At 64.8% G+C, this 12515-nt stretch carries 11 protein-coding genes; 6 read left to right on the top strand and 5 right to left on the bottom strand.

The window, feature by feature from the left end:
- Positions 1-11: 11 nt before the first annotated feature.
- Complete coding sequence (locus tag ACTJKL_RS14385; RefSeq protein ID WP_026168553.1) at positions 12-557, top strand: hypothetical protein; 546 nt, start codon at positions 12-14, stop codon at positions 555-557.
- Between the two features lie 192 nt (positions 558-749).
- Here the strand turns inward: ACTJKL_RS14385 and ACTJKL_RS14380 are convergent, their stop codons facing one another.
- From ACTJKL_RS14380 to ACTJKL_RS14370, 3 genes are all read right to left on the bottom strand, one after another.
- Complete coding sequence (locus ACTJKL_RS14380) at positions 750-1856, bottom strand: ABC transporter substrate-binding protein (RefSeq protein ID WP_100674568.1); 1107 nt, start codon at positions 1854-1856, stop codon at positions 750-752.
- Positions 1857-2012: 156 nt separating this feature from the next.
- Entirely contained in the window at positions 2013-2708 is a 696-nt protein-coding gene (locus ACTJKL_RS14375) for an HAD family hydrolase (protein WP_100674567.1), read from the bottom strand.
- 184 nt (positions 2709-2892) lie between these two features.
- Positions 2893-3576 (bottom strand): ArsR/SmtB family transcription factor, encoded by a 684-nt coding sequence (locus tag ACTJKL_RS14370; protein ID WP_100674577.1) that lies wholly within the window; start codon positions 3574-3576, stop codon positions 2893-2895.
- A gap of 168 nt (positions 3577-3744) precedes the next feature.
- Here ACTJKL_RS14370 and ACTJKL_RS14365 point away from each other — a divergent pair, with 168 nt between their 5' ends.
- The gene (locus ACTJKL_RS14365; protein WP_324763059.1) at positions 3745-4875 is read left to right on the top strand and encodes a site-specific DNA-methyltransferase; all 1131 of its coding nucleotides are present in this window, start codon (positions 3745-3747) and stop codon (positions 4873-4875) included.
- A gap of 133 nt (positions 4876-5008) precedes the next feature.
- On the opposite strand, the gene ACTJKL_RS14360 is transcribed toward ACTJKL_RS14365, so the two are convergent.
- Complete coding sequence (locus ACTJKL_RS14360; RefSeq protein WP_440853154.1) at positions 5009-5665, bottom strand: HAD family hydrolase; 657 nt, start codon at positions 5663-5665, stop codon at positions 5009-5011.
- Positions 5666-5737: 72 nt separating this feature from the next.
- The gene (gene mutY, locus ACTJKL_RS14355; protein ID WP_275596621.1) at positions 5738-6838 is read right to left on the bottom strand and encodes an A/G-specific adenine glycosylase; all 1101 of its coding nucleotides are present in this window, start codon (positions 6836-6838) and stop codon (positions 5738-5740) included.
- 89 nt (positions 6839-6927) lie between these two features.
- On the opposite strand from mutY, the gene ACTJKL_RS14350 reads away from it, so the two are divergent.
- From ACTJKL_RS14350 to ACTJKL_RS14335, 4 genes are all read left to right on the top strand, one after another.
- A complete protein-coding gene (locus ACTJKL_RS14350; RefSeq protein ID WP_026168555.1) occupies positions 6928-7434 on the top strand; it encodes a DUF721 domain-containing protein in 507 nt (168 codons plus the stop codon).
- A gap of 110 nt (positions 7435-7544) precedes the next feature.
- Entirely contained in the window at positions 7545-8354 is an 810-nt protein-coding gene (locus ACTJKL_RS14345) for a DsbA family protein (protein ID WP_411921982.1), read from the top strand.
- A gap of 77 nt (positions 8355-8431) precedes the next feature.
- Positions 8432-8803, top strand: a complete 372-nt coding sequence (locus ACTJKL_RS14340) for an endonuclease domain-containing protein (RefSeq protein ID WP_275596620.1) — start codon at positions 8432-8434, stop codon at positions 8801-8803.
- Between the two features lie 196 nt (positions 8804-8999).
- A complete protein-coding gene (locus ACTJKL_RS14335) occupies positions 9000-12461 on the top strand; it encodes a chromosome segregation SMC family protein (protein ID WP_440853153.1) in 3462 nt (1153 codons plus the stop codon).
- Positions 12462-12515: the final 54 nt, after the last annotated feature.

Here is a 12515-nt window from a genome sequence, read left to right as displayed (position 1 = left end):
GGTTGTGCAACGTGTCTGGCAAAGTATTTCGCCGTGTTCTCGCAGTATCCCTTCTTTTGGCCGCTGCCGGCTGTAACAAGACGCAATCGGGCGGCGCCATCGACGCCGGCGGAAGCGCGACGGCGCCGACGCCTGCGGTGATCCAGGCGGCCTGCCCGCCGATCAGCCTCCGCGACGGTACCTCCTCCTACCGCACCTATGCAAAGGGTGCCAAGGACGATCCGAGCAAGATCGTCTATCAGGCCTCGCTTGCCGACACGACGCGCCAATGCGTGCAGAGCCCGGACAAGCTGACGATGACGGTCGTGGTGCAGGGTCGCGTGGTCGCCGGTCCCGCCGGCGGGCCGGGCAGGGTGACGCTGCCGATCCGCGTCGCCGCCACGGATGGCGAGAAGACGCTTTATTCGGAGCTCACTCAATACCCGGTCGAAGTGCCGGCGGGCAGCGCCACCACCCAGTTCGTTTTCACCAAGGCCGATGTGACGCTTCCTGCCGGCGCCGGCGCCGAAGCGAAGGTCTTCGTAGGATTTGACGAAGGTCCGTACAGGACCAAGTAATACCCGCCCCTCATCCGGCCTGCCGGCCACCTTCTCCCCGCAGGCGGGGCGAAGGACGCGAGCGGCACGCTCCCAGCTCTCTCTTGACGTTGAAGATGCGGAGGCGATGCCGCTTGTCCCTTCTCCCCGTAAGACGGGGAGAAGGTGCCGGCAGGCGGATGAGGGGCGAGCTCAACTCCGTTCAGCGGCCGCTTACTCGACCGCGACGCTCTGGCCGCCTTCCCACTTGTAAAGCGAGAAGCTTGGCGAGGTGAGGTCGCCGCTTTCGCCGTAGGTCAGCTTGCCGATGACCGTGTCGATCGCGTCGCCGGATTTGATGGCGGTGGCAACGGCAGTCGCGTCGTCGGGCGAGCCCGCCTTCTCGATGCCCGCCTTGAGAACCTGCACGGCTGCATAGGCGTTGAGCGTGAAGGCTTCCGCGGGGATGTTCTTGGCCTTGAGGGCCTCGATCACCGGTGCGGCGGCTGGGTTGCGGGTGGCGTCGCTGGCATTGGTGTAGACGGTGCCCGATGCGGCTTCGCCACCGATTGCCCAGAACTCGGTGTTGGAAAGACCGTCGCCGCCGAGGAGCTGCGCCTTCACGCCCTGGTCATGCATCTGGCGAGCGAGCAGCCCGCCCTCCGCGTGATAGCCGCCGAAATAGACGACGTCGACGTTCTCGGACTTGAGGCGGGTGACGATCGCCCCGAAGTCCTTCTCGCCGGGCGTCAGGCCCTCATAGACCACCTCGGTGATGCCGCCTGCGTTGATCGCAGCCTTGAAGCCGTCGGCAAGACCCTTGCCATAGGCTCCCTTGTCGTGAAGGACCGCGACGCGCTTGTCCTTGAAGTTCTTGACGACGTAGTCGGCGGCGACCACGGCCTGCTGATCATCGCGTCCACAGGTGCGCAGAACGTTCCACAGGCCGCGGGTGGTCAGGTCCGGGGTCGTTGCCGTCGGCGTGACCATCAGGATACCGTTTTCCGCCAGCACGTCGGATGCCGGCATCGAGGTGCCGGAAAGCACCGGTCCGACCACGTATTTTATGCCTTCGCCCGCCAGCTGGTTGGCGACCGAGACGGCCTGCTTGGGTTCGCCCGCGTCGTCGACGATCTTGACGACAAGTTTCTCGCCATTGACGCCGCCGGCGCTGTTGATCGCTTCGATCGCCGCTTCGGCGCCGTTCTTGACCTGCTCGCCGAAGGCCGCAACGGGACCGGTGAGCGGCGTGATGACGCCGATGGTGATGTCGGCATGGGCGAGCGGCGCAAACGCGACGCTGGCCGCCAGGGCCATTCCGGTCAATCGTGAAAGACGCATTGTGTTTCCTCCTTGGAAAATTCCCCCTTCTGGGGGTTTGCTTGATATGCCCGCGCGCAGTCTGAAAATCGGCCGATTCTCGGAGGAAGTCCATGCGGCTTCAATGCGGCATGGAATCCTCGCCCGCCCTAAGCCGTTCCCCCCTAAGCCGTCCCCCTAAGCCGTCATGGACTCCGACCATTCCGCGAGCGCGGCGATTACTCCGGGAAGCGCCGCCATTCGCGAGATGACCGTTTCGGCACCGGCTTCCGTCAGCTTGTCCGCATGGGCTGCGAACGTATGCGAACCGCCGGTAAAACCGACGACGCGCATGCCCGCCGCGCGTGCGCCATGAATGCCGTGAACCGAGTCTTCGATGACAAGAACGCGTGCCGGATCGACGCCGAACTGTGCGGCCCCATGCAGGAAGATGTCCGGCTTCGGCTTGACGCGATCCGGCCCGAGATCGCGCGCGGAATAGATGTGCTTGCCGAAATGATCCTTGATTCCGACTTTGCCGAGCATCATCGCAAGCCGTTTGGAAGTGGAGTTGGAGCAGATGCAATGCGGAAGCGTCAGTTGCATGAGTGCCGGCCGCACGCCTTCGATGATCTTGACGTCGCGGGCAAGCCGCATGTCGAGAATGGCATCGACCTTGTCGATCAGGGAGGCGGAGAGCGGAATGCTTGCTTCCTTCTCGACCGCCAGCAACGTGTCGCGCCAGGTCATGCCGGAAAAGCGTTCGGACATTTCCTCGATGCTGATCGGATAGCCCGCTTCCGTCAGCAGTCCGGCCTCGACTTCCGAGGCGATGATTTCCGAATCGACGAGCACGCCGTCGCAGTCGAAGATGATGAGGTCGATACCGGTCATAAATCGGTTCCTTGGGAGAAAGGCGCCGCCGGCAGGGGAGGAGCTGAAAAGCGGCGCGGGAAACGGTGGTCGCAGCTTTATACGATGGCGGATCAAAGCTCAACCTGGGGCAGGAGATGGAGAACCGGGGATTGTGGCCGATTCAACTCACAATCGCTGCAGCCGACGGTACAAATCGTCGTGATCACCGCGGGAAGAGCTCGAGAAAGGCCTTCTCGCCTGGCGCCGTAAAGCGAACCGCCCGGCTGCTCTGCTCCCGTTTCGCCCAGCCCTTGTCGATGAAGAGCGTCAGCAACGCCTCCCCGAGCGAACCGGCGAGATGCGACCGCCGCTCGCTCCAGTCGAGGCAGGTGCGGCAGATCGGCCGCCTGGATTTCCTGAGCGCGGCGTAGTCGATCCCGAGCGACTCGATGCGGACACGCCCGGCATCGGTCAGGGCCAGATCGTCGTCGCCCGTCATTTCCATCTGCCGGGCGGCGATCAGGCTGTCCAGCATGCGCACGCCGTAATCGCCGGCAAGATGGTTGTAGCAGACGCGTGCCTTGCGTAGTGCCGGGTCCTTTGGTCCGGGCCGCGAGCGCGTCAGGCCGCGCCCGGCGGCAAAACCCATAAGGCTTTCGAGCATGAGGCCGACCTCGTCCTCGCTCAGCGCGTAATAGCGGTGCCGGCCCTGCTTGCGCTGTGTCAGCAAGCCGCCTGCCTCCAGCTTGGCGAGGTGCGAACTGGCGGTCTGCAGCGTGATGCCGGCCTGGGCTGCGAGCTCCGTCGGCGTCAGCGCCTGGCCGCCCATCAGAGCGGTCAGCATGTTCGCGCGTGCAGGATCGCCGATCAACGAGCCGATAAGAGCTATGTCCGGACCTTCCTTCATACTTCGATGGTAGTCGAAGTATCGCCGGCGGGCAAGTCCCGGACGGCGCCGCCTGGACGATGGCCCCTGCAGCGACGCAAATTTTTCCGGCGCCTTCAGGCTTTGGTAACCATCTTCGGTAACCATAAGCCTATCGTCAGTCCGAGTAAGCGTATTTGCGAGTTGCCAATGTCATCAGTTGTTTCGCTTGCCGAAATCTCCCGTGCCGCCCGTCCGCTGAACTGGCTGGACAGCATCATCAAGGGAGATTGCGTGGCCGCGCTGAACGCGCTTCCCGATCATTCGGTCGATGTCGTCTTCGCCGACCCGCCCTATAATCTTCAGCTCGGCGGCACGTTGCACCGGCCCGACCAGTCGCTGGTCGATGCAGTGGACGACGATTGGGACCAGTTTGCCTCCTTCGAAGCCTATGACGCTTTCACCCGGGCCTGGCTGCTTGCCTGCCGGCGTGTCCTGAAGCCCACCGGCACGCTCTGGGTCATCGGTTCCTACCACAATATCTTCCGGGTCGGCGCGATCCTTCAGGACCTGCATTTCTGGGTCTTGAACGATATCATCTGGCGCAAGACCAATCCGATGCCGAACTTCAAGGGCCGCCGCTTCCAGAACGCGCATGAAACGCTGATCTGGGCGACGCCGAACGCCAAAGCCAAGGGCTATACCTTCAACTACGAAGCGATGAAGGCGGCGAACGACGACGTTCAGATGCGCTCCGACTGGCTGTTCCCCATCTGCTCCGGTTCCGAGCGGCTGAAGGGAGACGATGGTAAGAAGGTACACCCGACACAAAAGCCGGAAGCGCTGCTTGCCCGCATTCTGATGGCCTCGACCAAGCCCGGCGACGTCGTGCTCGACCCGTTCTTCGGCTCCGGCACCACCGGAGCGGTCGCCAAGCGCCTCGGCCGGCACTTCGTCGGCATCGAGCGCGAGCAGGACTATATCGACGCCGCCGCCGAGCGTATCGCGGCCGTGGAGCCGCTCGGCAAGGCCACGCTCTCGGTCATGACCGGCAAGAAGGCGGAGCCGCGCGTCGCCTTCAACACTCTGGTGGAAAGCGGGCTCATCAAGCCCGGCACGGTTCTGACGGATGCGAAGCGCCGCTACAGCGCGATCGTTCGCGCCGACGGCACGCTTGCGTCCGGCGGCGAGGCCGGATCCATTCATCGCCTCGGTGCGAAAGTTCAGGGCCTCGATGCCTGCAACGGCTGGACCTTCTGGCACTTCGAGGAGGGAAGCGCGTTGAAACCGATCGACGAGCTCAGATCCGTCATTCGAAACGACCTGGCAAAACTGAACTGATCAACCAGTTCCGCCTGGGTCTTCGATAAGCGCCCCCCTCCGGTTTTTGTACCTTCAGTCCCGGATGAGCGCTTTAAACGCCCGGAATCCGAAGAGGATTCCGGGCGTTTGTATCAATTCTGGCGTCGGCCAATTACAGCACGGCGGCCGCTGTCAGTGCGGGTGCCGTCTCGGAAGGCTGGATACCGTAGGCCGCCAGATCGGCCTTCAGCCTTTCTGCGCCGGTGAACTGAACCGCGTGCCAGCCGGCCGCTTGCGCGCCCTCGACATTGGCGGCGCTGTCGTCGATGAAGAGCGTTGCGCCCGGATCGAGATCGAAGGCCTTCGCGTGGGTCCGGTAGATGGCGAGATCAGGCTTGATGAGCCGCACGTCGCCGGAGACCGTAACCCCGCGCGGCAGGGTCAGGAAGGGATAAAGCTTCTGCGCCTCCCGGAAGGTGTCGGAGGCGAAATTGGTCAGCATGGTGACGTCCCAGCCGTCGGCGATCAGGCCTTCCATGATGGCGACCGTCCCCACATAGGCGTGCGGCACCATTTCATGCCAGTGCCGGCGAAAGGCCCGGATGTGATCTTCCCTTTCGGGATGGTTGCGGATGAGGAGTGCCTCCGCCTCTTCCCAGGAGCGGCCGCGATCCTGCTCTATGTTCCAGTCGGATGTGCAGACATTGGCGAAGAACCAGTTGCGTTCCGCCTCGTCCGGTATGAGGCGGGAATAGGGAAGGTTCGGATCGTAATGGATCAGCACCTTGCCGATGTCGAAAACGATGTGGCGGATGTCAATGCTGCTCATTGGTATTCCTGCCGATCCTTGGCTTGCGACGGAAATTGGGCCGGAGCGGCCGCAAAGCGCTCCGCCTTGCATTTAGCCCGCTTCGAACGCATGCGGTATAGCCTTGGCGATTGCCTTTTTCATGACAGTCGGAAGCGCCTGCGCCTTGAGCGAGGCGAGCGGCTCCCACCATCCGCTCGTGCCGGTCCGCACCTCTCCGACATTGGCGCGCCAGACCCTGGCCCGAAAGACGGAAAGGTGCAACTCGAAATGCGTGAAGACGTGGTTCACGGTCCCGCACGGCTCCCACGCTGCGGGGAAGGGATGAGCGTCTATCGAGGTGTCGCCGTCGCGGCGCGCCGTCCAGTCCGTGCCGGGCACTTCTGTCATGCCGCCGAGGAGGCCCGTTTCGGGGCGCTTGCGAAGATAGACCGCCTCGAAGCCGTCGACGGCGACGAAGGCCGCACCCCGGCGCAGCGGCTTCTCCTTCCTGGCTGCCTTGCGCGGAAATGTCTCCGGGTCGGCTGTTTTCAGGGCCCGGCAATCAGCGCGAAAGGGACAGAGGGAACAGGCGGGCCGTTTCGGCGTGCAGATCGTCGCGCCGAGATCCATCATCGCCTGCGCGAAATCGCCCGGCCGGTCGGCCGGGGTCAGCGCGTGGACGAGGGCCCGCATTTCGGGCTTGGCCGCGGGCAGCGGCGTCTCGACGGCATGGAGGCGCGAGATCACGCGTTCCACATTTCCGTCGAGAACGGCACTTGCCCGGTTGAAGGCGATCGCGGCGATGGCTGCGGCGGTGTAGTCGCCGATGCCCGGCAGCGCTTTCAGCCCCTCTTCGCTATCGGGAAAACGGCTGCCATGATCGCGGGCGACCGCTTCGGCACATTTCTTCAGGTTTCGCGCGCGGGCGTAGTAGCCGAGGCCGGCCCAGGCCTTCATCACATCTTCGGTGTCCGCAGCGGCAAGGTCGCCGACCGTCGGCCACAGGGTGAGGAATTTCTCGAAATAGGCTTTGACTGCCTGGACCGTCGTCTGCTGAAGCATCACCTCCGACAGCCAGACGCGATAGGGGTCGGCAACCGCACCTTTCCGCGCCGCTGCCGGCGGCACCCGCCATGGAAGGTCGCGGTGGTGGCGATCGTACCATTCGAGAAGAAGTGCGGCGCTCGCCGCCTGCGGAAGATCGCGCATCATTTGCAGGGAGATCCTTTTGCGGCCTATACTTGGCCGATGCCGGCTTGAGCCGCAAGGTTCGATCGAAATTGCAAACAGAAAGTCGTTCCGTGAGTGAGAGAAAGGCCCGCAAGGGCGTCGTTCAGATCAGCGAAGTTGCCAACGGCCTGATCGATCCGGTGCTGGCGAAGCGGGCCGGCATCAACACGATGCTGCTCGGTTCGTGGGACGAAATCGCCGGTGCGGAGTTTGCCGATTGCACCCGGCCGGAAAGAATTGCCTGGCCGCGCCGCGCTTCGGAGATCGCCGGCGAAGGCGGATACCAGCCGGGTGTGCTGACGGTCGCGTGCGAAGGCGCCCGGGCGCTTTTCCTCACCCATGCCCAGGGCGAGCTGATCCAGCGCATCAACGGCTTCTTCGGTTTCCACGCAATCGGTCAGTTGCGCATCGTCCAGAAGCCGGTCGCACCGCCGCCCAAGCGCTACAGCCGCCCGCTGCCCCTTGTCGGCGAGGCTGCCCGGCGGCTCGAAACCATGGTGGAAGGCGTCGAAAGCGACGCGTTGAAGGCGGCGCTGAAGCGGCTCGGCACTGCCGTTCTGTCGACGCCGCGGCGATGACGGTCACGATTGTTTGAACGCTGTCGAAACACCCCCTCTTGTCGCCCCGCACGTGGCAAGTTATCGAAATCACGCTTCAATTTCCCTCGAGTAGAACACGGGTCCTGTCCATGTCCGCTTCCCAAACAAGCCTTCCGAAACGCCTGCTGAGCGGCGTCGCCGTTGCAGCGCTCGCTCTGGCGCTCGCAGCCTGCAGCGATGAAAAGAAGGAGGCGGCTTCAACGACGCCCGCCGAGACCACGGCGAGCACCGATGCGACGACCACCGCCTCGACGTCTCAGGCGCCTGCCGCCGCTAGCGAGGCGAAGCCGGCGACCGAAGTGGCGCAGGCCACAACCCCTGCCGCCAAGGTCGAGTTGCCGAAGTCGGAGGGCAGCGTCGACATGGCGAAGCTCCTGGAGCCCGGAGCGCTGCCGGAAATGGCGCTCGGAGAAGCCAATGCGCCGGTCACCATCGTCGAATACATGTCGATGACCTGCCCGCATTGCGCCAATTTCCACAACGAAACATTCGACGCGATCAAGGCGAAGTATATCGACAGCGGCAAGGTACGCTTCATCGTCCGCGAATTCCCCTTCGATCCGCGCGCGGCAGCCGCCTTCATGCTGGCGCGCTGTGCGCCGGAGGGGCAGTATTTCCCGATGGTTTCCATGCTGTTCAAGCAACAGGAGCAGTGGGCGGCTGCGCAGAACGGCCGCGATGCACTCCTGCAATTGTCGAAACTCGCCGGTTTTACACAGGAGAGCTTCGAGGCCTGCTTGACGAACCAGAAACTTCTGGATGATGTGAATGCAGTCATGCAGAGGGGCGCCAAGGAATTCGGGGTCAAGTCGACGCCGACCTTCTTCGTCAACGGTGAGCACTATTCGGGGGACATGTCGGTTGACGTTATGTCGGCCCTCATCGACAGCAAGCTCTGATCCTTCGCTTTCAATTCCGACGGGCGACGGCGGCAGCCGTGCGCCCGTTTTTTGTCTCCGGTCGGTGGGGCTTCGCCATGCCTCACGCTGACATATCGCCGCAAGTTCGCGGCAACGCCCGCCGCATGCGCAATGCCATGACGGAGGCGGAAGCCAAGCTCTGGAATGAACTGCGTGCGCATCGGCTGATGGGGCTTGGTTTTCGCCGGCAAGTTCCGATCGCCGGTTACATCGTGGATTTCGCCTGTGCCGCGCATCGATTGATCGTCGAGGTCGATGGTTCGCAGCATGCGAGACCTCAAAGTGCTGACTACGACCGGCAGCGTACTCGGCGTCTTGAGGCGGATGGCTGGACGATTTTGCGTTTCTGGAACGATGACGTGCTGCGCGACATCGACAATGTCTGCGAGCATATTGTCCGTGTGATCGGGAAGGGGGCGTTCGAGTGAGGCGGTCGTGGCTCACCCCCCTCTGCCCTGCCGGGCATCTCCCCCACAAGGGGGGAGATCGGCAAGGAGCAAAGCCCCGCATACGAGACCAGCGGTTGAAGGAGACATTGCCACATGCCAATCTCGCCCCTGGTGGGGGAGATGCCCGGCAGGGCAGAGGGGGGTATGCGCCGCCATCCACCCCAGCGTGTCCGTCATGAAATTCACCCGGCTGCGCCTGCTCGGCTTCAAGTCCTTTGTCGAACCGACGGAATTCGTCATCGAGCGCGGCCTGACCGGGGTCGTCGGACCGAACGGCTGCGGCAAGTCCAACCTCGTCGAGGCGCTCCGCTGGGTGATGGGCGAGAACTCCTACAAGAACATGCGTGCCTCCGGCATGGACGACGTGATCTTTTCCGGATCCGGCAACCGCCCGGCGCGCAACACGGCCGAAGTCGGCCTTTACCTGGACAATAGCGACCGCACCGCGCCCGCAGCCTTCAACGACAGCGACGAGATACAGGTGACGCGCCGTATCGAGCGCGAGCAGGGCTCGGTCTACCGCATCAATGGCAAGGAGGCGCGCGCCAAGGACGTGCAGTTGCTGTTTGCCGATGCGTCCACCGGTGCGCGCTCGCCCTCGATGGTGGGCCAGGGCCGCATCGGCGAGCTGATCGCCGCCAAGCCGCAGGCGCGCCGGCAACTGCTCGAGGAGGCGGCCGGCATTTCCGGTCTCCATTCGCGCCGGCATGAGGCGGAACTCAGGCTGAAGGCGGCCGAAACCAATCTGGAGCGCCTCGACGACGTCACCTCGCAGCTCGAAAGCCAGATCGAGAGCCTCAAGCGCCAGGCGCGCCAGGCCAACCGGTTCAAGATGCTGTCGGCGGAAATCCGCCGGCACGAGGCGATCCTGTTCCATACCCGCTGGGTGCAGGCCAAGGAAGCGGAGGCCGAGGCGACCAGCCAGCTGAACCAGATCACTGCGCTCGTCGCCGAGAAGGCGCAGGCGCAGATGGAAGCCGCCAAGGCTCAGGCGATCGCGAGCCTCAAGCTGCCGGAACTGCGTGAAAGCGAGGCGAAGTTCGCTGCCGGGCTGCAGCGCCTGCAGATCGCTCGCGCGCAGCTCGAGGAGGATGCCGGCCGCATCCTGCGCCGCCGTGAGGAATTGCAGCGGCGACTGGCGCAACTTGCGGAGGACATTGCCCGCGAAGAGCGGCTGGTCGCCGACAATGCCGGCATTCTCGCCCGCCTTGATCAGGAGGAGGAAGATCTGCGAGACGCGTTGGCCGAGGCGGATGATCGCGGCGCTCAGGCGCGTGAAAGGCTCGACGAGGCCAATGAAAAGCTAGCGGCGAGCGAAGCCGGTCTCGCCCGCATTACGGCCGAGCGCGCCGAGGCGCAAGCCGCGCGCAACCAGATCGAGAGAGCGCTGCGCGATCTCTCCGAGCGGCAGGCGCGCCTTGCACGCCAGCTTGCGGATCAGGGGCGCGAAGTCGACGAGCTTGACGGTCAGATGGCGCGACTCCCCGACCCGGACGAAAAGAGGGGGCAGGTGGAGCTTGCGGAGGCGGCGCTGGAGGAGGCCGAGGCCGCCGTCGCCGCCGTCGAAGAGAGACTCGCCGAGGCGCGCGCCGACGAAGCCGCCGCGCGCCCGCCCGTCGACGAGGCCCGGGCGCGGCTGAACGGCATCGAGACGGAAGCGCGAACGATCCGGCGCATGCTGGAGGCGGCCGGCGGCAGCACCTATCCGGCCGTCGTCGAGGAGATGAAAGTCGAGCGCGGCTTCGAAACGGCGCTCGGCGCGGCTCTTGGCGACGACCTCGATTCGCCCCTGGAACAGGCGGCGCCGGCGCACTGGCGCATGCCCGGCGACGATGCGAACGATCCCGCATTGCCGGCTGGCGCCCTCCCTTTGATCGATTTCGTCCAGGCACCGGAGGCGCTGAGACGAGCGCTCCGGCAGATCGGGATCATCGAGAGCGACGAGGAGGCGGAGCGACTGCTGCCGCTCCTTAGCACCGGCCAGCGGCTGGTGACGAGGCAAGGCGCCGTCTGGCGGTGGGACGGCCACGTTACCGGCTCGGAAGCGCCGAGTGCTGCGGCCCTGAGGCTCGCCCAGAAGAACCGCCTTTCCGAACTGGAAGGTGCAGCCGAGGAGGCGAGCGAGGCATTGCTGACGGCGGAGGCGCATCTTGCCGCTGCCGGAGCGCACATCCGCGCCGAGGATGAGCGGCTGAGGCTTTCGCGCGAGGCGCAACGCATGCTTGCACGGCAGCTCTCCGAGGCGCGCGATGCCTTGGCAGCCGCCGAGCGGGCCTCCGGCGATCTTGCCCGGCGCCGCGCGGTGCTTGCCGAGACGAAGCTCCAGATCGAGGGGCAGGCCGAGGAGATCGCCGAAGCGATCGAGGCGGCCAGGGAGGCCTCTGCCGGTCAGCCGGACCTTGCAGAGCTCGACCTGCGGCTGAGCAATCGGACGGCCGAAGTCGCGACCGACCGTGCGGCGGCGGCCGAAGCTCGCGCCGCACATGACGGTCTCGCACGCGAAAACGATGGGCGCCTCAGGCGGCTTGCGGCCATCGCCGGGGAGCGAGAGACCTGGGCAGCGAGGGCGGCGAGCGCCGAAGATCACATTGCGACGCTTCGCGAGCGCGAGGCGGAGGCGCGCGAGGAGGTCGAGGAACTGCTCGATGCGCCTGACGAGTTCGACGACAAGCGCCGCGCGCTGATGAACGAGCTGCAAAAGGCGGAGGCGTCGCGCCGAGAGGCGGCCGACAGACTCGCCGAGGCGGAAAACCACCAGCGCGAAGCGGATCGCCAGGCCGCCACCGCGCTCTCGGAGCTGGCAGAGGTACGCGAAAAGCGCGGCCGCGCCGAAGAGCGGCTCGTTTCTGCGCGGGAGCGGCGTGTCGAGATAGAGGCGCGCATCCTCGAAGCATTGTCCTGCGCCCCCCATGAAGTGATGCGCCTTACCGGCCTCGGCCCCGACGAAGGACTGCCGGATATGCGCAGCGTGGAACGGGAACTCGAGCGGCTGAAGATCGAGCGGGAAAGGCTCGGCGCCGTCAACCTGCGCGCCGACGAGGAGCAGAAGGAGCTTTCGGAGCGGCTCGCGGCGCTGCTCAAGGAACGTGACGACGTCATCGAGGCGATCCGCAGGTTGAGGAGTGCCATCCAGAACCTCAACCGCGAGGGCCGAGAGCGGCTGATTGCCGCGTTCGACGTGGTCAATGTGCAGTTCCAGCGGCTTTTCACCCATCTCTTCGGGGGCGGCACGGCGGAACTGCAGCTCATCGAAAGCGACGACCCGCTGGAAGCGGGGCTCGAAATCCTTGCCCGGCCGCCCGGCAAAAAGCCGCAGACGATGACGCTGCTTTCCGGCGGCGAGCAGGCGCTGACTGCCATGGCGCTGATCTTTGCGGTCTTCCTCACCAATCCGGCCCCGATCTGCGTTCTCGATGAGGTGGATGCGCCGCTCGACGACCACAATGTCGAGCGCTACTGCAACCTGATGGACGAAATGGCGGCCTCCACCGAGACCCGCTTCGTCATCATCACCCACAATCCGATCACCATGGCCCGGATGAACCGCCTGTTCGGGGTCACGATGGCGGAGCAGGGGGTCTCGCAGCTCGTCTCGGTCGACCTGCAGACGGCAGAGCGGCTGCGCGAAGCCGTCTGATGGCGACCTCCAATTTGGTGCACTGCAACAAAATCTTCGCCGAGTGCATTTTCA

Origin of the sequence: Sinorhizobium sp. 22678 (genome assembly GCF_052044265.1) — a bacterium.
GTDB classification, from domain to species: domain Bacteria; phylum Pseudomonadota; class Alphaproteobacteria; order Rhizobiales; family Rhizobiaceae; genus Sinorhizobium; species Sinorhizobium meliloti_A.
This window is presented reverse-complemented; position numbering and strand designations above follow the sequence as displayed.